This window comes from Catenuloplanes nepalensis (assembly GCF_030811575.1).
Taxonomy (GTDB): domain Bacteria; phylum Actinomycetota; class Actinomycetes; order Mycobacteriales; family Micromonosporaceae; genus Catenuloplanes; species Catenuloplanes nepalensis.
This window is the reverse complement of record NZ_JAUSRA010000001.1, coordinates 6,903,384-6,925,817: the sequence shown is the minus strand read 5'-3', so window position 1 is coordinate 6,925,817 and position 22,434 is coordinate 6,903,384. Positions and strand designations below refer to the sequence as shown.

The following is a 22,434-nucleotide window of genomic DNA, read 5'->3' as shown; positions in this document are numbered from 1 at the left end:
TTGCTGCTAATTGCTGCCAGTTTGGCAGCAACGCTCAGGCGGCCATCGCGATTGCTGCTGCCAATTTGCTGCTAGTTGCTGCTAATCTAGCAGCAACTTGGGGGAGGGTTGATGGTGAAGCCGCCCATGCCGCCGCCTGACCAGGCGGAACTCCTTGGCCAGATTCTCGCTGGCGGCGATCGCCGCGGCGTTTTAACCAGCATCCTCAACCTGTACGCGGATGACAGCATCGCCGACCAGCCATATCTGCCGTGGGACGAGATTCGCCACCGGCAGCCACCGCAAGGGTTGAGCGTCGAGGAGTGGTGGGTCGCGCTCAAACTCGCCCGGCGTAGCGTGCACCGCAAGCTGCCCCTGAACGACGTCGCGGGCGTCCCCTTCATCTACGCGCTTCCCGACGAGGTGCTGGAGAAGACGGACTTCGTTGCCCGGCACGCGAGCGGCCAGATCGAGCTGAGTGAGCAGGTGACCGATCCCGCCACCCGAGACCGGTACCTGGTGAGTCAGCTCATCGACGAAGCGATCACCTCAAGTCAGATCGAGGGAGCGTCAACTACTCGGCAGGTCGCGCGCGACATGATTCGCTCGGGCCGGCAGCCGCGCGATCGCAGCGAGCGCATGATCTTCAACAATTTCCGTGCGATGCAGCGGATCGGCGAGATTCGCCGGGAGAAGCTCACCGTCGACCTGATCTGCGAAATCCACCGCATCGTCACCGACGGCACGCTGGACAACCCGGATGCCGCCGGCCGCTTCCAGCGGGCCGATGAGGACCGGGTGTCGGTGTGGGACGGTGACGAAGTGCTGCACACTCCGCCGCCGGCTGAGCTGCTTCCGGATCGAGTCCGACGACTATGCGAATTCGCTAACGGCGAGATTGGTTCGGGCTACCTTCCGCCGGTGCTGAGGGCGCTGACGTTGCACTTCATGATCGGCTACGAGCATCCGTTCGAGGACGGTAATGGCAGGACCGCCCGTGCCCTTTTCTACTGGTCCATGCTGAACCAGGGCTACTGGCTCACCGAATACCTCACGGTGTCGAGGATTCTGAAGAAGGCGCCAACCAGATACATCAGGTCTTACCTATACACCGAGTCTGATGACAATGACTTAACCTACTTCTATCGATACCACCTCGAAGTGCTGTGCCGTTCGATCGAGGACCTGCACGGATTCCTGGCGGCGCAGATGGTTGAGCTTCGCGAGATGCGCCATACTCTCGACAAGAGCGCCGATCTCTTCAACCCGCGACAGTTGGCCGTTCTGCAGCACGCGCTGAAGAATCCGGCGGCCCGATTCGACGTCCAGACTCACAAGACCTCGCATCGGATCGCCACGGAAACCGCTCGAAGTGACCTTACGGGGCTGGAGAGCTTGGGGCTGCTGCAGAAAACCAAGTCAGGCAAGCGCTTTGTCTTCGACCCAATTCCAGGTCTGACCGATGCCATCAAGGCGCTGGGCAACTCGTCCGCGGTCTTCGCGGACGAGGACTGACCTCTTGACGTCGGGCGGCTGCTCGGCGCTTCCCCGTCCTCCAGCGTTCCGGCTGGCCTCCTTGCCGGTCCCACCGTGGGTCGCCGTCTCCACCCGAGCGTAGCGATCATCGTTGGTGACCAACCGGTATCGTTCTCGCATGCGAGCCCGTACCTATGGAGAGATCCAGGGTTTTCCGCCTGGGTCTACCTTCGTCAACCGTCGTGATCTTGCAGATTCCGGCGTACACCGTCCGTTGCAAGGCGGCATCTGCGGTGGCAAGGACGGTGCTGAGTCAATCGTTGTTTCCGGTGGATACGTCGATGACGAGGACTACTGGAACGAAATTATTTACACCGGTCAGGGCGGTCGGAAAGAGGGAGACAGCAAGCACACGTCCCACCAGACCCTGACCTTGGGTAACGCCGGGCTGGCGCGGAACCATGCGGAGGGATATCCCGTCCGGGTGGTGCGAGGATCGGGCGGAGACCCGCGATACTCGCCCGCTTCCGGCTTGCGCTACGACGGCCTGTTCCGCGTGGTTGACGTCTGGCATGACGAGGGCCGCGACGGTTTCCAGGTCTGGCGGTTCCGGCTGGTGGCAGGCGACGGTGCGGGTCGCCTAGACGTCGTTGGCGACATCGGCTCGGTCGGTCCAGCAGAACGCACCGAGGTCACCCTCCAGCGATTGGTGCGAAACACTCGGGTGGCCAGGCGCGTCAAGGAACTGCACGATTACACCTGCCAGGTCTGCGGTTTGCAGATTCGCACACCGGGTGGCCTCTATGCCGAAGCGGCCCATGTTCAGGGCCTCGGTCGTCCACACAACGGCCCGGACACGGAAGGCAACGTGTTGTGCCTGTGCCCAAACCACCATGTCATGTTCGACTCCGGTGCGATCTACGTCGACGACGACTGGCTCGTCCGTAACAGCGAGGACCGCACGGTGATCGGCCCGCTCCAACGCACCGGCGAGCATCGTATGGATCTTGGCTGGCTTGTCTACCACCGTCAGCATTACGGTCTCGGCTGATAACGACGACCTGCTGGTCGCGATCGACTGCCGGCGACGAGCGCGACGGCGGCACCGCCCACACTCGACGGCTGTTCATCCGTACGACGGGCTGCCGTTGCCGTCGAACCGTAGCTTCGTGCCGTGACTATGCTGCAGCAGAGCCGGGTTGCTGATGTGCGTCGCCGGGTGACCGACGCCGAACAATCCCTTGTCCAGCGGCACGGCGTATTCGGCGACTCCATCCGCCACACGCTGGGTCAGCTACGCCACGGTTTGGACCGTGCGCATGAGCAATGCGGCTCGGTCGGCGACCGTGCCTGGGCAGAGTACGTCTCTGACCTGGACCGCGGGTTGTCCGCGCTCGACAGCGAGGTGGCCAGGGCCGTAGAGGCCCCGAACGGCGGACCGGCCGTGACGGACACTCTCGTCATTCATTCCACTGCCTTGGAACTGACCGGTTGGCGGCTGCGGTTTAGTCTTCTCGACGAAGCGTCAGGAGACCGCTCAACCGTCGAGAAGCACTTGAGTATGGCCGAGCAGGAGTTGCAGCGCTGTCGCACCGCTCAAGCCAACGGCGACCAGGTAGGCACGACGTCGCTCGAGCAGTCCGTCCGGGCGCTGCGAGGCGTATGACCGTTCCCTCGTGGTCCCTTTGTGCCGGCTGGAACACTCGGCGTCGGGAGGACACATGGTGCGCACGTGGCTCTGGCGGATCTCGATCTGGGTCGCGACCGGAACTCTGGGCGCCTGGGTGGCGGATCTCTATGTGCCCGGCTTCTACATCGATGGCCCGCTCGCCGCCCGCGTCGCCCTGGGCTGCGTCCTTGCCGTGCTCACCATGGCGGTCAGTATGGGGCTCACCATTGCGATGTTGGTGCCACTCGCGCCGCTCATGATGATCGGCGCGCAGACCAGGATCGTCCCCGCGCTCGACGGTGACGAGCCGCTGAAGTCCGAGGTCACTGCGCACCCGGTGGTGCAGGCTTTCGGCTCCGTGGTCATCTTCATGCTGCTGACCGCCGTAGTGACGCCGCTGTCGTTCTTCCTGGCCCTTCAAGGCTGCCGGTTGATCGGCATCCCGGTCGGCGTTACCGGTGGCTGGCCTGCCTACTTCACCGCGGCACTGGCACTCACCGCGGTCCAGGCCAGCGCGCAGTCACTCCGCCCGTCGTGCCTCCACCGCCGTGCCCTCCGGATCTGGGCCGTCTCGCTGCTCACGTTCCTGGCCTGCGCCGCCGTGTTGTGGATCGTCGCCGGCCACCACGATCTGCCCGGCATCCTGCTCCTGGCCGCCATGTTCATCTCACTTCGCCTTACGGTCCCCGAGCGCTGGGGTGTGGCAACTCAGCTGCCGGCCGATATTGCAGCGGTTTATGTCCTCATCTGGTGCAGCGGATGGCTGACGGTCCCGGTCGCGTCCAGCGCCGCCTGGGCGCCGCTGCTAACTGCGCTCGCCATCACCGCGCTTACGCTCCCACTGCGCCTACTCTCCCCGCCTCCTCCGCCCGACCCGCCGTCAACCCCGGGCCCCGGCCGCTACCGCCGGGTCGGACAGACCTAGCAACTCCAGCAGACCCTGACACGAACGCGTGAACGACGCGCCCCCGCCCGGCAGCTCACACGACGGATCGACAGCGGGAATGGCAGACTGCAGCACGACGAAGCTCCGTGCGGATCAGGTCCCTGAAGACCTCTTCCATCTGCCCGATCTCATCTTCGAAGACGCCGAATGGTACGCCGCTGGAGGTAAAGCCGGCGACGAAGAACCTCCGCCCGTCCACCATGACCCACGAGTCGTCGACCGACTCGTCATGAACCCGTACCCGCATCGACTCGCGGCGGCGATGCCTCCACTTCCGTTGCGAGGACATGCCCGGATGGTAGCAATTTCTGACCCTGGTCAATGCGCTGGCCGCAGCGCGGTATCGCTCAGATGCGGCGGGGTACGAGATTCCTCCACAGCGCCCTCTGACGTCACCCACGGGAGTGAGACCGTCCAGACCGGCCGATAAGGTTGACCGGTCTGAACCGGACTCGTGGCAGGAGACATGCCGGTGGTGGATACCGAGGTCTTGGGACGCGCCGGTGATCTCAAAGGTGAGCTGGTGGCGTTCTCTCAGCAGCCCCGGTATGGCCGGGCCGCATCGGAGTTTCTCGACCGTTACGGCAACGGGATCGAGGAGTTCGACGAGCAGCGGTTGATGCTGCTGTGGGACTGCTTCATTCTGGAGCACAAGCTGTCCAACGGCCGGACCGTGGTGGAACAGTTCGTCGCCGCACACCCGCAGCTCCCTGAGTCGGAGCGGGAGATGCTGCTGGGCTGGCAGGACGTCGTCCAGGGGCCGTTCCAGGTGATCCGCCGTGAAGGGCCGGCGCTGATCGTGGAGAGCCTGGTCGACGAGCTTACCTACCGGGTCCGCTCGAACATGGGACCCGACATTTTCCGGCGCATGCCGCGTAAGTCGTTCCTCATCGCACGTCTCGTAGCGGTCGGTGACGAGTGGATGCTGTCCGGTCCCGTGAACCTGCTGCGGACCGCCGAGCGGGACATCGCGTACCGGTTGGCGATGGACATGGCGTTGCGCACGCCGGAGGCGGTGTTCCGCAATCCGGAGAAGCTGGACCTGGCGTGGAAGCAGCAGCGTGCCGACCGGGACCGGTTCATCCGGTTCTTCGGCTCCGATCTGGTCGTGGTCCCCGGTGAGCAGGCGCAGGCCAGGTTGAACGCGTTCTACGCCTTCTCTCGGGAGGAGCTGCTCGGCGGACCGGAGCCCGACGGCCCGCCGGCCGGGGTGGTCGTGACCCTGCCGGAGGAGATGGTCGAGTCCGAGACGGTCGCGCTGATCTACGACGAGACGGATGGGATCGGCTTCTACACCGAGTTCGGCCTCGTCGAGCAGGCGTTCGCCAACCCCGGCCTGCTCCGACGCCGACGCTGGCGTGAACACACCCTGGAGTACCTGCACGACGACAGCGTCGAGCCGATGGTGATCCGGCGGCTGGCCGAGCGGAACCCGGACAAGGCGACCACCGTGATCCGGAAGCTGCTGAAACGGCCGAAGTTCGACTGGAACCGCGACGGCGAGACCTTGCTGCGCGAGGTCAAACCCGGCTACTACGCCCGGCCACCGCGCCCACGGGTCAGCCCCGTCAGCGAACGACTGGCCGCATTCGTCGTCCAGAAATGAGCACGGCCGAGCCAGGCCGGATCCGTCCTCAACCTGCTCTTTCACGTGGGGCCTGCCGATCGCCGCTGACCCGGGAACAGGGTGGCCGGCCCGGGGGATCAGTCCGGACGCGGGCGGCGGGGGACGGCCGAAGTCCCAAGTAACGGCGGTAAGCGGCTGTGTACTGCTCGTCGTCGCCATACGCGTCCACGACAATGATCTCGATCGTGGTGTCCAGGGTCAGCGGATCTGGGCATGCTGCCGACCTTGGACCCGGGGTGTTCAAAGGTGGTACAGGAGGGTGGCATGACTGGCGATGAGGATCTCCTCGCTGCGGTTGATCTGTTGCGACGGGATCGGCGGCAGCACCCCTACTGCGGTCGCCGCGAGTATTCGCAGGCCGCCCGGGAAGTGGCTGACGGTTGTGAGCGGCTGCTCGACGCAGGGGAGGCGGCCCGGGCGGTGCCGCTGTTGCGCAAGGCAGTCGATCGGATGACTCGTGCGCTGATGTACCTGGACGACTCGTCCGGCATCGTCGGCGACGACCTCCGTCGCATCATGACCCTCTACGCCCGTGCCTGCGCGGCTGCTCCGCCGAAGCCGGCTTCCTTGGCGAAGTGGCTGGTCGACCTCGCCTGCGACGGTCCCGGGTGGCCTCGCGTCCTGCTGTCCGAGTTCGCCGGCGCCCTCGGCGACAGGGGCGCGGACGAGGTCGCCCGCCTGGTCGAGGAGCGTGCTCGAACCGCCGATCCGGAGTCCTGGGCGTCGGTGTATTCGCTGCGGGATCTCAAGGAGCAGCTGGCGGAGGTGTCGGGCGATCTTGATCGCTACGTTGCCGTTCTCGCCGACAATCTCACCAGTGCCGTTCAGTACGAGCGGATCACTCACGCGCTGCGTGACGCCGGCCGCAGGCAGGAAGCGATCACCTGGGCTCGGCGCGGTCTGGCCGCCAAGCCTGGGTGGCCGCGCATCGAACAACTTCGCGACGATCTCGTGGCCATGCTCTTGGACGAGGAGAGAACCGACGAAGCCGTCAGCGTCCGGCGTGAGGAATTCGCACGCCACCCGACTCGCACCACCTACCGTGCGCTCGCAGTTACCTGTGCACAGGTCGAAGCCGACGTTTCGGAGATCTGGGCGTTGGAGATCCTCACCGAACGTGTCAGCCGACAGCCGGCATACGCGGCTGAGTTGCTTGATGTCCTCGGCTTCCTCGGTCGCCACGAGGAGGCATGGCTCCTCGCTCAGCAGCATCGGACCGTGCTCGGCGATCAGCAGTGGTCGGGGCTACTGGACCAACGTCGTCTCGACCATCCGGAAGACGTTCTCGACCCGTACCAAGAGATGATCGAAGGCCATGTCCTGAACTCCACGGACAAACATCGCTACCGAAGGGCGATCGCGTTGCTTCCCGCTCTCCGTGACGCCTATCAGGCGGCAGGCCACCGGGATGCCTTCACCAGGTATCTGGAAGATCTTCGGGGCCGGCACGCCCGGCGGCCGACTTTCATCAAAGCGCTCGACGGCGCGAACCTGTAAGCGGCGGCCCACAGCCCAGCGGTGAAAGTCGCTGGTACCCAGCTACCTGCGTAGATCTTCTGGGTGCCCCCGGCAGGATTCGAACCTGCGCTTTCGCCTCCGGAGGGCGACGTGGGAACCGCACCGAGATGGCCACTGGCCTGCGAAGCAAGGCCGGGGCGCGGTTTGAGCGACCTGACTTCGGTACACCCTCGGTAGGGGCTGCTCTGGCAGCCCGAATCGTCTGGCCCCACCGTGGGGCCAGACGACGCTGTGAGGCCGGTTGGGAGGTCCCGAAGGTCACCGCGGGGGCGTGGGAGATTTCGTGGCGGGTAGGACGTTCACCGTGTGGCTGTCGTGGGCTTGGCTCCGACTCAGGTCGTGCGCAAAGCGCAATCCGGTGGACCGAATCGCCGTAGCTCGCTGGAGCGCAAAGCGCCGCGCTTGCTCGCTCGACCCCTCGGTGTTGGCCGACCGGGTGATTTGATTGGGGTGCTGACGGTATAGCCATGTAACGCGATCTAGGTTGAATCCATCACCGATCTCCGACAGCGCGGCGAACATCGCAATGTCTTCGTCAGTAGGGAGGCCAATCCATCCGCCGATCGCTCGGAGCGCCGGGGCTCGCATCATGAGGCCCGCACAATGGACCGGCCAATTTCCACCCGCCTCTTCTGCCTTCCGATTGACATCCCCTGCTCGGATGCGGCCGTACGGAAGTATCGAATCCCACTGAACGCGTTCGCCGTCCGGCATTAGGTCATCGGCTTGCCCCACTGCCCAGTAGATATCTGAGTCTAGAAATAGGCTGATGAGTGATGCCGACGCGCCCTCAAGGAGGATGTCGTCCGAATCTAAAACCTGGATGAGGTCGCCGGTGGCCCGAGCCAGAGCGAAATTTCTCGTTGCTGCGATTCCGAGCTGGAATCCATTTGGCGAGTAGTGAGCAACCTCAACATCCTCAAAAAGGCTCGCCAACTGTGGTTGCTCTCCGTCCTCCTGGATTATCCACTCCAAGCTCCATTCTGGCGGCAACTTCTGCCTCTGAACGCTCATAATCGTATCGGCAAGGTGTGCGGAGTTGGGTGCATGAACGGCAGTGATAATCGATAGTCTAGGCAATTTCATTCTCCGTGAATCGGTGCCCAGCCAAGGCATTGATGAAGTTTTTCCATGGATTTGCGAAGCAGGGCCCGTTCAAAATCTTGTGGTTTGTCAACACCTGGTTCGTATGTAGCCATTGCGGCGTGGGTTAGGTCGTACCAGTTGCGAAGCGCCTCGGCGGTTGATGAAGTGAGCCGATTTTCCGCTTGGGCGTGTCGAATTAGCAGTTCAAGTTCTTGGGCCATCAAATCAGGCTTCGGGCGTTGAGGATTAGTCCAGTCGTCCGCCACGATCGGTCGCAGGCGGAGGGCGTGACGATTCCAATGCATCAAAATTTCGAGGTCTACGGTGAAGTCGGTGGGCAGTTCTTGAGGCCACAGATGTCGCCACGCGGCCCGCTGCCCAGACCACGGTGTTGATCCAACCTTTGGGAGCATTTCCGGAAACAGGTAGCCGGCTACGGGCGCAAAAAATCCGTAGAGCCACATCTGCGGGTAGATCGGACGCCAGTAGAGGTCCGTTACGCAGGCGTCGGCCACCCCGCCTAAGAGTGGTTCAAGAAGGATGGCCGAGAGAGGTCGATCGCCGAAGTAGCGCATATCTCCGTCGATCAGGCAAACGATGTCGCCAGAGGTCTCCGCCAGTCCGGTAGTGATGGCGGCACCCTTGCCAATCGGCGCGATTGCCACTCGGGCACCCGCCTGTTCGGCAATCTCGGCGGTGGCGTCAGTGCACCCGCTTGCGCTTACAAGAATTTCGCCGTTGACCTTGAGAAGGTGAAGACCGCGTCGCGCTTCGGTCACCACCTCGGCGATCGTTGCCGCCTCGTTGTGCGCTGGGATGACGATGCTGATGCTTGCTTTGGAGTGGCTAAGAGTGCGGTCGGCAACGAGATCGAGGCCGAGTGCGGGGTTGATCTCCGGTCGCTGTGGCATGGCTAGCGTCCCTCCGCGAATCGCGGGTAGTTATTGGGCCATCTTTCCAGCCGCTCCGTGAAGACTAGATCGACGCGGTCCGCTGGATAAGCGGCGTCCGAGAGTTCAACCACCCGGTCGAGTACGTCGATGGATCTGCTGCGTACCCAAACGAGCGGCACTCCGGCTTGGATGCCCCATCGAACACGATCAGCCGGCGTGGGTTCTGCCGCTGTGACCGACCTAACAAACCGATCGATTTCGATGCCCACGGTGTAGAGCTGGTGCTGATGTCCGCCCGGCCACGGTTCATTCGCCTCATCTAGCAGGGCCGGGTTGTCCGCGATCAGGGCAACCGGGATGAAGGACTGACTCCAAGACAGCCGGATTCCCGTGTCGCTATCGGTTGTCTCGTAGGTGCGTCGTAGGAGCGTTGCGCCCTCTTTGATCTCGAACTCCGCCGCCAGGTCGGGTGACGCTTTTAGCTCGGAGTATTTCGGCTCGAAGTCGGTTTGTTTGATCGAGATTCCCGCTGTTAACTCGATCGCTCCGGTTGCCGCTCGCTCTGCCTCGGGCCTCAGAACGAGATCCTTCTGTTGTTGGCTGAAGTCGACGGTCATGCGTATGCGCTTCGCCGGTGGACGCACCCGCTTTTTTCGGCCACGGCCACCGCTGATCCTGCCCTCGTTCGTGAGTACGTCGAGGGCCGCCCTGGCTGAGCCCACAGAGCAACCCCACTGCTCGGCGAGTTCGCCGGCCGACGGCACGGGGTCATCCGCCTTCAGCTCGCCGGCGACGATCCGGGCGCGGATGGCGTCTGCGATTCGGTGGTGGACGGGTACGACGCCGGGCGTTGCTTCAGCTTCTGCCTGCATAGGGCCATTGAATCACGCAACTTTGCCAGTTCGCTAGCGAACCTCTTGCGCGATCCGGAGGCCACTGTTACGGTCCTTCCAACGCCGCAAGTTCGCTAGCTAACTAGCGAACGGGCGATGTTGCGAAGGAGGCCGACCAGCGGTTTTGGGGCGGGTTGTTCGTTGAGAACTCCACAGCGAGAGCTTCACAGCAGAGGGCGCGAGAAGGTTGCCGACCTGCGGAAAGCCTGCATTGAGTCGCATGGCGACCGACCCCCGGTAGATCCCGGGTGAGCAGGCCGAGCGGTCGGCATGGGCGCTCGTTTCCCTCTGCTTTGAGCGCGCCGGCTAGCACCCGGCCGCGCTCTGTGCTTCCCGAATGCCTGGGACGGGCGCCCGTTCGGCGCCCGTCCCAGTTCCTCGACTTCTTCACGGCTCCGGCTCTGCGGCGACTCTGCGCGGGCTGTTGAGCTGCCCCGACTTTCTCCGTCCGGAGGTGACCGCATGTCCTCTCTCGCTGACTGTGTCCGCGTCACGATCCGTAACTCCGCTCTCTGGCGTGCCTGCTCGCGCTGCGATCGCCTCGCGGCGCTGGCGCCGAACGAAATCCACTGCCCCGACTGCGCGAGCAGTCGGCCGTCGCGGCGCCGTCGCCGTGGCTGACCTCGAAAGGACACCGGAGACCTTGAACGACGACTTGGACGAGCCGACCGGCGCCGACCTGGACGCGATCGACGCCGAGTGGCCGCGGATCGCACGGGACCTTGACGCGCTGGACGCGGAGATTCGCGCCCTGGGTGTGGTCCCGGATGAGTTCTACTGGCGGCGCGTGCGTGCCGCGGAGGTCCGCGCGACCCGCGCGGTGGTGGTGGCGCTGCCCACCCGGACGCCGTCGTGGCCGGTGGCGGCATGAACGCCTCCCCGCACACGCCTCCGCCGTCTGCCGATCGGATCGGGCCGGTGCTGCTCGGCCTGGTCTCCGCCGCGCTCGGCTTCTTTTCGCTCCTGACCTCGGAGCCGGTCGGCGGTCTGTTCGCCGTGGCCGCGGTGGTGTGCGGCGTGATGGTTTTCGTCGTGCAGTGGCGGCGCACGGGCTGGGATGGCTGATCGCTCGCGTTTGCGCTGGCCGCGCCGGACCTGCCGGCTGTCTGCGGCGCTTCTACGTTCCTTGCTCGCTCGGCGAGCGCCTGACCTTCCATGAAGGGGATCCCGTCATGACTACTGCCGCCGCGCCGGGTAGCGCGTACCCGCCCTCGATCGAGTCGCTGCTGCCGAAGGCCCGCAAGCTCACGGCCGAGCTGGAGGCCGTGCCGTCGCAGAACGCGCTGAGGAAGAAGTTCCGGATCGGTGCGAACAAGGCGGGTCTGCTGCTCGACGCACTCCGCGCCGAGTTCGCGCCGCCAGCCACGCCGTCCGCGCCCGCGTCATCCGCACCGGACGACGCCGTGCCACCGCCGAGCGTCCCGGAACCGGAGGGGCCGGAGGTGCCCGAGCAGATCCCGGACGTCGACCCGGTCACCGCAGACCCTGAGCCCGTTGCGCTGCCGGGCACGGATGCCGTCCCGGCGCCCGTTACGGTCGCCTCCGCGCCGATGCAAGAGGAGTCACCGCGTCGGGAGGTGCGTCCGCTGGCGGTCGCCGCGCTCGGTCTGAGCGGTGTCGCGCTGGCCGGTGCCGGTGTCGTCGCCTCGCAGGTGCCGGTCGCGGCGATCGCGCAGTGGCCGATCGAGCAGACGGCAGGCGCGGCAGCGGCGGGGCTGGTGGCGCTGGGAGGGTTCGCCTGGTCGGCGACGTCGGTGATAGGTGCGCTGCTGGCCGGGCGTAGTGGCCGGGATGTGGCGCTGGACGCGGCGTCGTGGGCGGTCGCGCTGATCGCCGGGTTCCTCGCCGCTGCCGGGCAGGTCGCGTTCGCGCACTGGGCCGGCATCACCGACTGGAAAGCGTTCCTGGTGCCGGGGATCCTGGAGCCGTCAGTGGTGGTGCTGCTCCTGCTGGCGAACCGGCGGGTGCACAAGGCCGCGGCCGGGCAGCCGTCGAAGCCGATCGGGAAGCTGATGGCCCTCGCCGCGCTGCTCGGCGGATTCGCCATCTACACCAACATCATCCACGCCCCGGCCCGTTCCGGGCTGGTGTTCGGCGCGGCCACCCTGATCGGCCTGATCCTGTGGTGGGTCAAGCTCCAGGACGCGGCTGGCGCCGAGCGTATCCAGGAGGCGCCGCACTCCAAGCGCCTGTCCCGCCGCACCGCACGCTACCGGGCGCTGCGCTGGCTGATCCTGCCCCGGCAGACGCTGCGCGCGTGGTTGATCAGCCTCGACCACTCGATCGCCGACGCCGAGCAGGGCCTGGAGCTGGCTCGTCGCTGGCGGCGGGAGTACACCGAGTCCCGCGCCGCCAAGGTCGGCATCTTCGACGCCCGCCGGTTCGCGTCCGCGCGCATCGACGAGTTCCTGCACGCGAACAAGTAGCTCCGCCCGGGGCGTGGCCACCCGGCTACCAACCACAGCCGCGCCCCGGCCCTTCACCCGATTCCCTGTTCCGCTCGACCGTGGCGGGCCGTGTGCCCGCCGGCTGGAGGACGCCCCGGTGAACGCCTACGAACAGCAGTCCATCGACCTGCGTGCGAAACGCAGAGAGCAGCGCCTGGCCACGATGGCCGAGGCGCAGCGGCAGCTCTGCGCCTGGATCGCTTGAACCGCAACGACATCCGGCCGCCTCACCGGCCGTGAGGCGGCCCGTCAGATGGGATCGCAATGACGTCTTTCAACGTGAAGGCCGACGTGGATGACACGGCGGCGGCCCCGCGGTCGCGGTGCTGGGACGGCAGCCCTGAGTCGGACGCGGACCGCCGGTTCTTCGACCTGCGGGAGTCCGGCTACACCGGCTGGATCGACCAGGACGGCTACCCGGTCGAAGACCCCTTCGCCCACGCCGGCGCGGACGCCGCTTCGTGGTCTCCGGCGCTGCTCGACGACGAAACCGACGAGGTGTAGAGCATGGCTTCTTTCAAGATGAAAGCCGGTGCGGCCTTGGTGGCATCGGCGGGATTGAGTGCCGCGGTCGCCGTCGAGCCCGGCTGGACCACGGCCGCGCTGGCGGCCGGCACGTCCAGTGCGGTGTGGTGGCGTTACGGCCGGGTCGGTACCCGTGCCGCGATCGACCGCTGGGACCGCAACGCCGCCCGGCACGCGGGTACGGCGTCGTGGTGGGACCTGACCCGCACGTCCTCGGCGTGGGCGATGCGCCGCAAGGCCCGGGTCCTGCGGCCGTCGCTGGCCGGTGCGCCGGTATGGCGGGTGTGGCAGACGCCGATCACGTCGGTGGCGGTGCCGCTGTGCACGGTCGGCCGACGGACCGTTTACACGTCGGTGGAGGAGTCCACGCTGCGGGTCGGGATCCCCGGCACCGGCAAGACCGCAGAGCTGGCCTGCCGGGTGCTCGACGCGCCGGGCGGGGCGGTGGTCACCTCGACCGCCACGGACCTCTACGACCTGACCGCCCTGGTACGCACCCGGTCTGGGCCGGTGACGGTGTTCAACCCGGGCGGGCTCGGCGGGCTCGCCTCGACGCTGCGCTGGTCTCCGCTGTCGGGCTGTGAGCAGCCGGAGACCGCGGCCCGGCGTGCCGCGGACCTGGTCGGCCCGCAGACGCCCGGCAGCGAGGGTGAGCGGTGGGCGTCGAACGGCCGCCGGATCCTGGCGGTGCTGCTGCACGCGGCGGCGCTCGGCGGGTACCGCATGGCGGACGTGGCCGGGTGGGTCGCCAACCCCGACGCGGCGACCCCGTTCGTGCTGGCCGCGCTGAAAGACTCACCGCAGCCCGAGGCGATGAGGACCGCGGCCCGGCAGATGCTGGGCACCAACGCCCGGACCCGCGACGGCGTGATGCTGGCGATCACCCCGGCGGTGGCCTGGACGACGCTGCCCACGGCCGCCGAGTGCGGCGACGTCGACCCGGACGACTCCTGGGAGATCACCGACCTGACCGACCGGGCCGGCACGCTGTATCTGCTCGGTGACGAGGACGGCACCGTCGGGCCGCTGCTGTCCGCGCTGGTCGCCGAGATCGCCCACCAGGCCCGCCGGACCGCGGCGGCCCGGCCCGGCGGCCGGCTCGATCCGGCGCTGCTGCTGGTCCTCGACGAGGTCGCGCTGACCTGCCGGACACCGCTGCCGCAGTGGATGGCCGAGCTGCGTAAACGCAACATCGGTATCCACGCGGCCTGCCAAGGGCTGGCACAGCTGCGGCAGGTGTGGGGCGCGGACGGCGCGGCGATGATCCTCAACTGCGCGGCCGCGGTGCTCGTCTACGGCGGCTGCAAGGACGCGGCCGACCTCGACCTGTTCGCCCGGCTCGCCGGGGATCGGGACGAGACCGTGCAGACCCACGACGGCGACGGCAGGCTGAGTGCCACCAGCACCCGCCGGGTGCCGGTGATCGGCGTGCCGATGCTCGCCGGCCTGCCGAACTTCCACGCGATGCTGATCCGGCGCGGGATGCCGGTCGCGCTGGCCCGTACCCCGATCGCCTGGAAACGGCGCGCGGTCCGCCGGGCTGGCCGGGTTGCGCGCGTCGTCCACGAGCACCCGGCCGACCAGCGGGCCACCGGGGCGCAGCCCGCGGCGACCGCACCGGCAGCGGCCTGACGTCGGTGGCCACTCGCCTGATCGACGTCATGTGCGACCGGCACCGCGACGAGACTCTGACGGCCCGGTGCTGGCCCGTCACTCAGCCGACCTGCTCCGACTGCGGTCCCACCGACGACGTGACCTGGTTTCCCGGTCTCGATCCCAAGCAGGAACTGGCCGTACATGAGGCCGGGCATGCCGTGGTGTTCCAAGAACTCGGCATTCCCATCGTGGAGGCCGCCGCGCAGCCAGGGCACGGCCTCGCCGGCTACACCACACCGATTCTGGAGGACCAGTTCGCCTACGCCTCCCTGGTCGGCTGGTGGGCGGGACAGTCCGCCACCCTGCACTGGCTCGATCAGAACGGCGGTCTCGACGAGGCCAGCACAGTCGACGCCGTGTCGGTGTCCCGCACCGACCTCGACCCGCTCATCGCCCACGTCGACCTCAACCGGGTGGCGACAGCCCGCGCGCTCGCCGACGCGCTCGCGGCCAGCGAGTGGCCCGCAATCGAAGCCGTCGCCACGGAGCTGGCCGTCCGCGGTCGGCTCAGCGGCGACGAAACCGCCGACCTCGCGGAGGAAGCCCTGCCGTGCACGGTGCCGACCCGCGAGGCAGAAGACGACGACACCGACACCGATGGCTGAGCGATCGCTCAGAAAGGAGATCAGCCCTGATGGCTGAGCTGACACCCGCCCAATGGCAGCTGTTCCACGACGTCAACGGCGACGGCGAGGGCCGGGACATCCAGGATCTGCTGCTGGCCGCGCACGCCTCGCCCGAGGACCGGGCCGCCGTCGCCGACGAGTTCGGCGGTCCCGGCGCGGGCGCGTCGTTCCTCGACGGCACGGCCACGCCGACCTCGACGTACGAGAACGGCCGGATCGCGTGGGCGCACCAGACGCCGGACGCCACCGCGATGACCCACCCGGAGTACCGGCGCGGCATGCAGGACGAGCGCACCGCACAGGTCGACGCCGGGCTGTACGCGATCGAGGACACCGACTGCTGACCGCCCGCACCGGCCCGAGGCCGGCCGAGCGCGCCGCTGAGACCCCGAACAGAAGGGAGGTCCGGCGTGTCCGGACCCGACAACGAACCGATCGACGACATGGACGAGCCGCTGGTGCGCACCTCGGAGGACCTAATCAGGGTCGCCGCGCGCATCGACGAGGGCGTGGCCGACCTGCGGCACTCCGCGGACAACGCCGAGGAGGTGTTGGCGGACCGCGGCTACCCGGGCCACGACCACGCGCAGTGGGGCGCCGAGCACGCCGCCGCGGCGACCGCGGCCGAGCAGTACGCGACCGCGCTGCGCGAGCGCGCCGCGCAGGCCGATACGCCGGTGGCGGAGGCGGAGTACCGCCAGGCCGAACAGGTCGCCACCGCCGCGAACGTGGACGGGATCCTGATCGACAGCCGGCCGGTCGGCGAGCGCGCGATGGCCGACGGCAGCTGGGACAACTACTGGAACCAGCGCGAGAAGGACGCGTGGGAAGCCGGTGAGCACCCCTCCCAGGTGAAGGCCACGGACGTCGAGGCGACCGGCATGTTCACGCACGTCGCGGAGCCGGGCCAGATCGAGTTCTGGCGGCTCACCCCGCAGGCCCAGGCCACGGCCGAGCCGGACGTCGACGAGGCCTGATCTCGCCCGGGGCGCGGCCACCCGGCTACCAACCACGGGCCGCGCCCCGGCCCCTCATCCCGACCCCGAACCACCGGAGTCCTGGAGGAATCCTCATCATGCCAACTATCCCCTCACGGCGCCCGCGGTGGTCGCCGTGACCCCTTGGCAGCGTCTCAAGGTCCGCCTGCACGGCGACGGCCGGTGGCTGACCGTCTACGAGCGGCACCGGCGTGACGCGGCCCGGCTGGTGGACCGGCTGGCCCGCACCGACGATCCGGCGATCCGCGCGGCCGTGTGCCTGGACATCAGCCGCGAACTCGACCGGGCCGCCCGCGCGGCCGACAGCCCGGCGCTGCGGGACGTGCTCGGGGCGGACCACGCCGAGCAGCTGCGCGGCCGGGCCGCGGTCTACCGGCTGCGCCGGGCGACGGCGACGTTCGAGGCCATCCGGTCCGGACCCGGGCACGACCCGGACCGCAACAGGCCGGTCCCGGCCGCCGGGGCGGACCGGGAACCGGTGACGTTCTGGCCCTGGCACCGATTCGACGAAGACGAAGCGTGATCCACACAGCCGCCGGAGGGCGGGACGCCGGGTGGGTGTCCGGGTATGCCTGGCTGCCCCAACCCCGGCGGCTGACGGTTCGGGAGGAACCCACCGATGAGCAATGAGACGGTGAACGGCGCCCGGCCCGCGGGGTCGGGCGTGGATGAGGCCACCGCGCGGATCGTCGATCTCGCGCAGCGGCGCGAGGCCCGGGACGCGGCGGCGGCCGGGCTGGTCGCCGCCGACATCGCGGACGCGGAGACGGTCGCAGCGGATGCGGTCCTGACCGGTGAGGTGATCGACCCGCCGGGGGCGGCGCTGCTGGACACCGGCGCCCCGGCGCGGGTGCCGGTGCTGCCGTCGTGGCTGACCAGCCGCGCGCACCTGCACGCCCAGGTCCGCCGGTGGGGCGGTGAGGCCGCCTACCTCGCCGCAGTGCACACGGTCCGGCTGCCGGTCTACGCGGGCAAAGTCGCCTGGTACGCCCCTCAGGGCGCGTACCGGCTCGCCGGGCGGGTCCTGACCTGGACGACGGCCGAGGACGGCAACTGGTCGCTGCGGCAGGACGCGGCCAACCGCAACGACTCCCGGACGTTCCTGGAGCTGGACCGGCACCGAATGCGGCTGACGGCGTGGCGATGGTGGATCACCGGGTTCGGCACCGCCGGCGCCGGGACCGGCGGGGTGGTACTGGCCACGGATCTGCTGCCGTGGTGGGTCCGGGTACCGGTCGCCGGGGCCGCGCTGCTGGGCCTGGCCCGCTACGGCCGGCCGCTGGACGCCCCGATCCTGGAGCGCACCATCGTGCGCGCCCGGTACCGGAAGCTGACCGCGGAGCTGACCCGTAAGGGGATCATGGCTACCGGCCTGGTCAAGCGGCCGGAGGACATCACGTTCGCGGCCGGTGGGGAGATCCGCCGGGACGGACCCGGTTACCTGGCGATCGCGGACCTGCCGGACGGTGTGATCGCGGTGGATGTGGTCGAGCGGCGGGAGAAGCTCGCCGGTGGGCTGCGGCTGCCGATGGATCAGGTGTGGCCGGAGGTGATGCCGCGTGAGCACCCCGGGCGGCTGGCGCTGTGGGTGGCCGACCGGCCGGTCTCGGCGATGAAGCAGCCCGCGTGGCCGCTGCTCAAGGACGGCACCACCGACTACTTCACGCCGTTCGTCTACGGGTTCGACCCGCGGATGCGGCCGGTCATGTACCGCCTCGACGAGCGCAACAGCCTGTTCGCCGGGTTCCCCGGGTCCGGCAAGAGCCTGTCCGCGCGGGTGGTGATGTCCGGCGGCGCCCTGGATCCGCTGGTCACGTTCGCGGTGTTCGACCTCGCCGGGCGTGGTGACTTCGACGCGTTCGAGCCGCTGTGCGCGCCGGCGTTGTTCGGCTCCGGTGCCGACGACGGCACCAAGCAGCGCGCCTACCAGATGCTGATGTGGCTGCTGAAGGAGTGCGACACCCGCGGGCCGCTGATCAAGCGGTACGCCACCCAGGGTCTCAACACCGAGAACAAGCTCAACCGGGCCATCGCGCAGCGGGACGCGCGGCTGCGGCCGATCCTCGCCTCGATCGACGAGGTGCAGGAACTCATCACCGACCCGGAACTCGGCAAGGCCGCGGCGGCGGCGATGACCAGCATCGTCAAGCGGGGCCGGGCGTTGGGTATCCACCTGCTCATCCAGACCCAGCGCATCGACAAGGATTCCCTGCCCAAGGGCGTCACCAGCAACATCGCCCTGCGGACCTGCCTGGCGGTGCCCAGCCACACCGAGGTCGACCTCGCGCTCGGCACCGGCGCCTACAACCAGGGCGCCCGCCCGAACCACTTCGAGATCGGCGTGGACGCCGGCTGGGGTGTCCGGGTCGGCTACGGGCCGCTGACCACCGTCCGGGCCGCCTACCTCGACCGGGCCGCGGTCGAGCAGATCTGCGCGCGGGCGCTGCGGCTGCGCGGCGGCGCGGTCGCCGACGTCGAGATGGACGAGGCCCGCGACGTGCTCGCCGACGTGCTCGGTGTCCTGGAGGCCGACGAGAGCGGCCAGCACTGGGACACCCTCGCCGCCCGGCTGGCCGACCGGCACCCGCAGGTGTACTCGGCCATGACCGCCGACGCGCTCTCGGCCATGGTCCGCGGTCTCGGCCTGGAGTCACGCAACGTGAAGGTATCCGGTGAGGTACGGCGGGGCGTCTACCGCGCGCAGCTCGTCACCGCGATCGACGAACGCGCCGGCGACTCCGACTGAGATCCGGCGGCGGGGCGAGTAGCACACCGGCGGCAAGTAGCAAGGCCGTTACCCGCCCCGCCACCGGCACCACCAGCGTCAACATCCACCGGTAGAGGTAGCCGCACACCCCGGCTACCCGCCGTGAACCCCTCCTGGAGCGCCTGAATGACCCTCATCCTGGCCGCCACCAGCACAAACGCGCCCGAAATGTCCGTGATCCTATTTGCCGGAATTGCCGTATTCGCTACTGCGGGTTACGCGCTCGCCTGCTGGGTCAAGCCGTTCACACGCTGTGGTCGCTGCGACGGCACCGGCACCAGCGCACCCCGGCCGGTACGCGACCGTCTCCGCGGCCACCGGCCGGTCCGCGCCCGCGCCCCGCGCGGCGCGGCCGACTGCCCGCGCTGCCGCGGCACCGGCCTGCGGCTGCGCATCGGCCGCCGCCTCCACAACCACCTCACCCGCCTGCGCCGCGCTGCCCGCTGACCTTCGAGGGAGAACCCCATGCTGCGTCACCTGATCGGCCTCGCCACCTACCGCACCGACGCCACCGACCGGCGGGGCGCACTCACCGAAGAGCGCCTGCCCGGCGGACGCGTCCGCTACAGCCACCCCGACCTCCCGCAGCTGTTCGAAGCCCGCCGCGAGCGGATGATCCGCGACGGACTCGACGCGACCGATCTCGCCATGCTCGACGAGGGCACCCGCATCGCGCTGGAACGCACCATGCGCCGCATGGCGCGCGAGCAGGCCGCCGCGAGCGATGCCGACTCCCGCGGGCAGGCCTCGGTCAGCCCGGTCACGATCATCACCAACGAGGATGACCTGTGGTCCAGCCGGTTCGGTGCCGCGGCATGAACCTCTACGACCCCAACGACGGCCGGTTCCCCGACGAGGCGGACGTCAAGGTCCGCTTCCCGCTCACCGACCGCCAACAGCACGCCGGCCGGGACACGTGGCCATGGGTGGACGGCTACGTCGCCGGACAGTGCGGCCCGAACGAATGGGACATCTGCGTCACCGGCGCCGGCCCGGTCGACCACGACGACGACGGCGAACCGCTGTTCCCGCTCGTGTTCCGCGACGCCTCCGAGATCCGGCGCGACGAGCTGTACCGCGCCGTCGAACGCATCGCCGACCAGGTCGCCGAGCAGGAGGACGCCGCATGCTGACCGTGGCGGACTATTTCTGCGGTGCCGGTGGCTCGTCCACCGGCATGCACCAAGTGCCCGGTGTGCGGGTGGTCATGGCCTCCAACCACTGGCAGCTGGCCGTCGACACGCACAACGCGAACTTCCCGGACGCCGACCACGACCGGGAGGACATCACCCGGATCGACCCGCGGCGGCATCCGCGCACGGACATCGGCTGGTTCTCCCCGGAGTGCACGAACTGGTCGGTGGCCAAGGGCAAGAAGGTCGACTACGACGGCAAGCCCGTCCAGCCGTCGCTGTTCGACGACGGCGACGACGAGCCGGAGCCGGACGAGGCCGCACTGCGCTCCCGGATGCTGATGCAGGACGTGCCGAGGTTCGCCGAGGTTCACCGGTACCGGGCGGTGATCGTCGAGAACGTCACCGACGTGCTGAAGTGGGAACACCTCGGCATCTGGCTGGCTCGCATGGTCAACCTCGGCTACGCCTACCGGATCGTGGTCCTCAACAGTGCGTTCGCCGCCGCCTACGGTCCGGGTGCCCCGCAGCTGCGCGATCGCGTCTACTTCTGCTTCTGGCGGCGGCAGTACCGGCAGCCGGACTTCGCCAAGTGGACCCGGCCGCGTGCGTGGTGCCCGTCCTGCGGCACCGACGTGGCCGGTGTCTACGTCGACAAGCAGCCCGGAACGCCGCGCACGATGCGCTACGGGCAGCAGTACTTCTACCGCTGCCCGCGCACCGGCTGCCGGGGCACGGCGGTCCACCCCTACGCACTGCCCGCCGTGGCCGCGATCGACTTGGACACGCCCGGCGGGCGGATCGGTGACCGGACAGAGCCGCTGAAGCCGAAGACCCGTGCCCGGATCGAGGCCGGGCTACGCCGGTACGCGCGGCCGGACGGCGCCCGGAGCGCGAGCGCGGCGCAGACGGCAGGTTGCCCACCGTTGCTCGTGCCGTCCGGCGGCGGCTGGAACGACACCGCGCAGCCCGTGGACGCGCCGATGAGGGCGCGCACGACCCGGGAGACCGAGGCCGTCTGCGTCCCGCCGATGCTCGTCCCGGTCGAGGGCCGGGACGGCAAACAGGCCCGGCACGTGGGCGAGCCGATGCGCGCGCAGACCGCACGCGCGGAGAACGCCCTCGTGATCCCGCTGCGCAACAACGGCGTCGCCAAACCCGCCGCCATCTCACCGCTGCTGGCGTTCGCCGCGGCCGGCACCCACCAAGGGCTGCTCATGCGGCACAACACCGTCCGCGGTGACAGCGGATACCTGTCCACCCCGGTCGGCGAGCCGATGCGGGCGCTGACCACCGCCGGGCACCAGTCCTTGATCGGGCTCGGGCACGCCGTGTACGGCTACGACACCGGCACCCTGCGGCCGGTCGCGGTCCCGCTGCCCGCGCAGACCACCATCGCCGGTGACGCCCTGCTCGGCGCCGCGCCCGACGTGGACGACTGCACGTTCCGCATGCTGACCGTCGATGAGATCCGCGCCGGGATGGCGTTCACGCCCGGCTACGTGCTGCTCGGCACCTCCAAGCGGGACAAGGTCCGCATGCTCGGCAACGCCGTCACCCCGCCCGCCGCCCGCGACCTGGTCGCCGCGCTCGCCGAGGCCATCACCGGCGACGTCTACGACCTCGCTGCCTGATCCTGCCCACGACAACCGACCGGAAGGACAGCCCGATGGCCACCACCGCGATCACGATCGAGTTCGACCCCAACCGGCTGGATACCTACTCCGACAGCCATCTCGCGATGCTGTGGAGTCTCTCGCAGGCCAACCCGGCCGACAGCTACGAGGACGGCACGGCGGGAGAGCTGGCCGAGCGGATCGGCCGCGTCATCATCGCCCGCTGGCTGCGCAGCGTCGAACCGGAGCTCTTCCGCCACCAGGGTCGGCACTACTACTGGCGCCAACTGGTCAACCTCGCCACTTACGAGCCGCCCGCCGGCGCACGTGCCGGAAGCCCGGAGTGGCACCGCGGGCGGTGGGTGCCGCGCTCCGCTCCTCTCAAGGCAGGCACTACCGCCATCGGATGCCCGCACTGCGGGAGCACCGTCGTGGGCGACCGCGGCGTCATCGACGAAGGCGACGGCCCGGCGTACTGCGATCACGACTGGCACGACGCCAGCGAGGTCGACGCGGCTGGTCACGGGTCGTCGACGGAACCGAGCAGCAAGGCCTCCATCGACAGCGCGGACTAACGCC

General features: G+C 68.5%; 25 protein-coding genes and 1 tRNA gene. 21 read left to right on the top strand and 5 right to left on the bottom strand.

What is annotated here, in order from left to right:
- Nucleotides 1-111 precede the first annotated feature (111 nt).
- From J2S43_RS29735 to J2S43_RS29720, 4 genes are all read left to right on the top strand, one after another.
- Nucleotides 112-1,494, top strand: a complete 1,383-nt coding sequence (locus J2S43_RS29735; protein WP_306834849.1) for a Fic family protein — start codon at nucleotides 112-114, stop codon at nucleotides 1,492-1,494.
- Between the two features lie 139 nt (nucleotides 1,495-1,633).
- Nucleotides 1,634-2,506 carry a YDG/SRA domain-containing protein gene (locus J2S43_RS29730; RefSeq protein WP_306834848.1) on the top strand — a complete coding sequence of 291 codons (873 nt, stop codon included), beginning with the start codon at nucleotides 1,634-1,636 and terminating at the stop codon, nucleotides 2,504-2,506.
- A gap of 123 nt (nucleotides 2,507-2,629) precedes the next feature.
- A complete protein-coding gene (locus J2S43_RS29725; protein ID WP_306834846.1) occupies nucleotides 2,630-3,121 on the top strand; it encodes a hypothetical protein in 492 nt (163 codons plus the stop codon).
- A 55-nt stretch (nucleotides 3,122-3,176) separates the two neighbouring features.
- A complete protein-coding gene (locus J2S43_RS29720; RefSeq protein WP_306834844.1) occupies nucleotides 3,177-4,049 on the top strand; it encodes a hypothetical protein in 873 nt (290 codons plus the stop codon).
- A 55-nt stretch (nucleotides 4,050-4,104) separates the two neighbouring features.
- Here the strand turns inward: J2S43_RS29720 and J2S43_RS29715 are convergent, their stop codons facing one another.
- A complete protein-coding gene (locus tag J2S43_RS29715) occupies nucleotides 4,105-4,359 on the bottom strand; it encodes a hypothetical protein (RefSeq protein WP_306834842.1) in 255 nt (84 codons plus the stop codon).
- 234 nt (nucleotides 4,360-4,593) lie between these two features.
- Between J2S43_RS29715 and J2S43_RS29710 the strand changes: the two genes are divergently transcribed.
- Nucleotides 4,594-5,676 carry a hypothetical protein gene (locus J2S43_RS29710; protein ID WP_306834840.1) on the top strand — a complete coding sequence of 361 codons (1,083 nt, stop codon included), beginning with the start codon at nucleotides 4,594-4,596 and terminating at the stop codon, nucleotides 5,674-5,676.
- A gap of 285 nt (nucleotides 5,677-5,961) precedes the next feature.
- Nucleotides 5,962-7,194, top strand: a complete 1,233-nt coding sequence (locus J2S43_RS29705; RefSeq protein ID WP_306834838.1) for a hypothetical protein — start codon at nucleotides 5,962-5,964, stop codon at nucleotides 7,192-7,194.
- 64 nt (nucleotides 7,195-7,258) lie between these two features.
- On the opposite strand, the gene J2S43_RS29700 is transcribed toward J2S43_RS29705, so the two are convergent.
- From J2S43_RS29700 to J2S43_RS29690, 4 genes are all read right to left on the bottom strand, one after another.
- Nucleotides 7,259-7,334, bottom strand: a tRNA-Arg gene (locus J2S43_RS29700).
- Nucleotides 7,335-7,473: 139 nt separating this feature from the next.
- Nucleotides 7,474-8,301: a glycosyltransferase family 2 protein gene (locus J2S43_RS42295; RefSeq protein ID WP_370881790.1), complete on the bottom strand. Its 828-nt coding sequence runs from the start codon at nucleotides 8,299-8,301 to the stop codon at nucleotides 7,474-7,476.
- Nucleotides 8,298-9,212 (bottom strand): glycosyltransferase, encoded by a 915-nt coding sequence (locus J2S43_RS29695; RefSeq protein ID WP_306834836.1) that lies wholly within the window; start codon nucleotides 9,210-9,212, stop codon nucleotides 8,298-8,300. The genes J2S43_RS42295 and J2S43_RS29695 overlap by 4 nt, the downstream gene beginning before the upstream one ends.
- Before the next feature lie 2 nt (nucleotides 9,213-9,214).
- Nucleotides 9,215-10,066 (bottom strand): GntR family transcriptional regulator, encoded by an 852-nt coding sequence (locus J2S43_RS29690; protein ID WP_306834834.1) that lies wholly within the window; start codon nucleotides 10,064-10,066, stop codon nucleotides 9,215-9,217.
- A 664-nt stretch (nucleotides 10,067-10,730) separates the two neighbouring features.
- On the opposite strand from J2S43_RS29690, the gene J2S43_RS29685 reads away from it, so the two are divergent.
- From J2S43_RS29685 to J2S43_RS29615, 15 genes are all read left to right on the top strand, one after another.
- Nucleotides 10,731-10,958, top strand: a complete 228-nt coding sequence (locus J2S43_RS29685; RefSeq protein ID WP_306834832.1) for a DUF6284 family protein — start codon at nucleotides 10,731-10,733, stop codon at nucleotides 10,956-10,958.
- Nucleotides 10,959-11,005: 47 nt separating this feature from the next.
- Complete coding sequence (locus J2S43_RS29680; protein WP_306834829.1) at nucleotides 11,006-11,152, top strand: hypothetical protein; 147 nt, start codon at nucleotides 11,006-11,008, stop codon at nucleotides 11,150-11,152.
- A 107-nt stretch (nucleotides 11,153-11,259) separates the two neighbouring features.
- The gene (locus J2S43_RS29675; protein ID WP_306834827.1) at nucleotides 11,260-12,513 is read left to right on the top strand and encodes a DUF2637 domain-containing protein; all 1,254 of its coding nucleotides are present in this window, start codon (nucleotides 11,260-11,262) and stop codon (nucleotides 12,511-12,513) included.
- Nucleotides 12,514-12,798: 285 nt separating this feature from the next.
- A complete protein-coding gene (locus tag J2S43_RS29670; RefSeq protein ID WP_306834825.1) occupies nucleotides 12,799-13,038 on the top strand; it encodes a hypothetical protein in 240 nt (79 codons plus the stop codon).
- Between the two features lie 3 nt (nucleotides 13,039-13,041).
- Nucleotides 13,042-14,691 carry a type IV secretory system conjugative DNA transfer family protein gene (locus J2S43_RS29665; RefSeq protein WP_306834822.1) on the top strand — a complete coding sequence of 550 codons (1,650 nt, stop codon included), beginning with the start codon at nucleotides 13,042-13,044 and terminating at the stop codon, nucleotides 14,689-14,691.
- Nucleotides 14,692-14,696: 5 nt separating this feature from the next.
- Nucleotides 14,697-15,320: a hypothetical protein gene (locus J2S43_RS29660; protein WP_306834821.1), complete on the top strand. Its 624-nt coding sequence runs from the start codon at nucleotides 14,697-14,699 to the stop codon at nucleotides 15,318-15,320.
- 29 nt (nucleotides 15,321-15,349) lie between these two features.
- Nucleotides 15,350-15,685 carry a hypothetical protein gene (locus J2S43_RS29655; RefSeq protein WP_306834819.1) on the top strand — a complete coding sequence of 112 codons (336 nt, stop codon included), beginning with the start codon at nucleotides 15,350-15,352 and terminating at the stop codon, nucleotides 15,683-15,685.
- A 66-nt stretch (nucleotides 15,686-15,751) separates the two neighbouring features.
- The gene (locus tag J2S43_RS29650) at nucleotides 15,752-16,318 is read left to right on the top strand and encodes a hypothetical protein (RefSeq protein WP_306834817.1); all 567 of its coding nucleotides are present in this window, start codon (nucleotides 15,752-15,754) and stop codon (nucleotides 16,316-16,318) included.
- Between the two features lie 136 nt (nucleotides 16,319-16,454).
- Nucleotides 16,455-16,862, top strand: a complete 408-nt coding sequence (locus J2S43_RS29645; protein ID WP_306834815.1) for a hypothetical protein — start codon at nucleotides 16,455-16,457, stop codon at nucleotides 16,860-16,862.
- Nucleotides 16,863-16,958: 96 nt separating this feature from the next.
- Nucleotides 16,959-19,085, top strand: coding sequence for an FtsK/SpoIIIE domain-containing protein (locus J2S43_RS29640; protein WP_306834813.1), 2,127 nt, complete (start codon nucleotides 16,959-16,961; stop codon nucleotides 19,083-19,085).
- Nucleotides 19,086-19,232: 147 nt separating this feature from the next.
- Nucleotides 19,233-19,553 (top strand): hypothetical protein, encoded by a 321-nt coding sequence (locus J2S43_RS29635; RefSeq protein WP_306834811.1) that lies wholly within the window; start codon nucleotides 19,233-19,235, stop codon nucleotides 19,551-19,553.
- Between the two features lie 18 nt (nucleotides 19,554-19,571).
- A complete protein-coding gene (locus tag J2S43_RS29630) occupies nucleotides 19,572-19,925 on the top strand; it encodes a hypothetical protein (protein WP_306834809.1) in 354 nt (117 codons plus the stop codon).
- Nucleotides 19,922-20,239, top strand: a complete 318-nt coding sequence (locus J2S43_RS29625) for a hypothetical protein (protein ID WP_306834807.1) — start codon at nucleotides 19,922-19,924, stop codon at nucleotides 20,237-20,239. The genes J2S43_RS29630 and J2S43_RS29625 overlap by 4 nt, the downstream gene beginning before the upstream one ends.
- Nucleotides 20,233-21,873, top strand: coding sequence for a DNA cytosine methyltransferase (locus J2S43_RS29620; protein ID WP_306834806.1), 1,641 nt, complete (start codon nucleotides 20,233-20,235; stop codon nucleotides 21,871-21,873). The genes J2S43_RS29625 and J2S43_RS29620 overlap by 7 nt, the downstream gene beginning before the upstream one ends.
- A gap of 35 nt (nucleotides 21,874-21,908) precedes the next feature.
- A complete protein-coding gene (locus tag J2S43_RS29615) occupies nucleotides 21,909-22,430 on the top strand; it encodes a hypothetical protein (RefSeq protein WP_306834804.1) in 522 nt (173 codons plus the stop codon).
- Nucleotides 22,431-22,434: the final 4 nt, after the last annotated feature.

What these genes read in the sequence shown, in the direction of transcription:
- J2S43_RS29735 (WP_306834849.1), top strand. Translation starts at nt 112, where the DNA reads ATGGTGAAGCCGCCCATGCCGCCGCCTGACCAGGCGGAACTCCTTGGC.
- J2S43_RS29730 (WP_306834848.1), top strand. Translation starts at nt 1,634, where the DNA reads ATGCGAGCCCGTACCTATGGAGAGATCCAGGGTTTTCCGCCTGGGTCT.
- J2S43_RS29720 (WP_306834844.1), top strand. Translation starts at nt 3,177, where the DNA reads ATGGTGCGCACGTGGCTCTGGCGGATCTCGATCTGGGTCGCGACCGGA.
- J2S43_RS29715 (WP_306834842.1), bottom strand. Translation starts at nt 4,359, where the DNA reads ATGTCCTCGCAACGGAAGTGGAGGCATCGCCGCCGCGAGTCGATGCGG.
- J2S43_RS29705 (WP_306834838.1), top strand. Translation starts at nt 5,962, where the DNA reads ATGACTGGCGATGAGGATCTCCTCGCTGCGGTTGATCTGTTGCGACGG.
- J2S43_RS42295 (WP_370881790.1), bottom strand. Translation starts at nt 8,301, where the DNA reads ATGAAATTGCCTAGACTATCGATTATCACTGCCGTTCATGCACCCAAC.
- J2S43_RS29695 (WP_306834836.1), bottom strand. Translation starts at nt 9,212, where the DNA reads ATGCCACAGCGACCGGAGATCAACCCCGCACTCGGCCTCGATCTCGTT.
- J2S43_RS29690 (WP_306834834.1), bottom strand. Translation starts at nt 10,066, where the DNA reads ATGCAGGCAGAAGCTGAAGCAACGCCCGGCGTCGTACCCGTCCACCAC.
- J2S43_RS29675 (WP_306834827.1), top strand. Translation starts at nt 11,260, where the DNA reads ATGACTACTGCCGCCGCGCCGGGTAGCGCGTACCCGCCCTCGATCGAG.
- J2S43_RS29670 (WP_306834825.1), top strand. Translation starts at nt 12,799, where the DNA reads ATGACGTCTTTCAACGTGAAGGCCGACGTGGATGACACGGCGGCGGCC.
- J2S43_RS29665 (WP_306834822.1), top strand. Translation starts at nt 13,042, where the DNA reads ATGGCTTCTTTCAAGATGAAAGCCGGTGCGGCCTTGGTGGCATCGGCG.
- J2S43_RS29655 (WP_306834819.1), top strand. Translation starts at nt 15,350, where the DNA reads ATGGCTGAGCTGACACCCGCCCAATGGCAGCTGTTCCACGACGTCAAC.
- J2S43_RS29640 (WP_306834813.1), top strand. Translation starts at nt 16,959, where the DNA reads ATGAGCAATGAGACGGTGAACGGCGCCCGGCCCGCGGGGTCGGGCGTG.
- J2S43_RS29635 (WP_306834811.1), top strand. Translation starts at nt 19,233, where the DNA reads ATGACCCTCATCCTGGCCGCCACCAGCACAAACGCGCCCGAAATGTCC.
- J2S43_RS29630 (WP_306834809.1), top strand. Translation starts at nt 19,572, where the DNA reads ATGCTGCGTCACCTGATCGGCCTCGCCACCTACCGCACCGACGCCACC.
- J2S43_RS29625 (WP_306834807.1), top strand. Translation starts at nt 19,922, where the DNA reads ATGAACCTCTACGACCCCAACGACGGCCGGTTCCCCGACGAGGCGGAC.
- J2S43_RS29620 (WP_306834806.1), top strand. Translation starts at nt 20,233, where the DNA reads ATGCTGACCGTGGCGGACTATTTCTGCGGTGCCGGTGGCTCGTCCACC.
- J2S43_RS29615 (WP_306834804.1), top strand. Translation starts at nt 21,909, where the DNA reads ATGGCCACCACCGCGATCACGATCGAGTTCGACCCCAACCGGCTGGAT.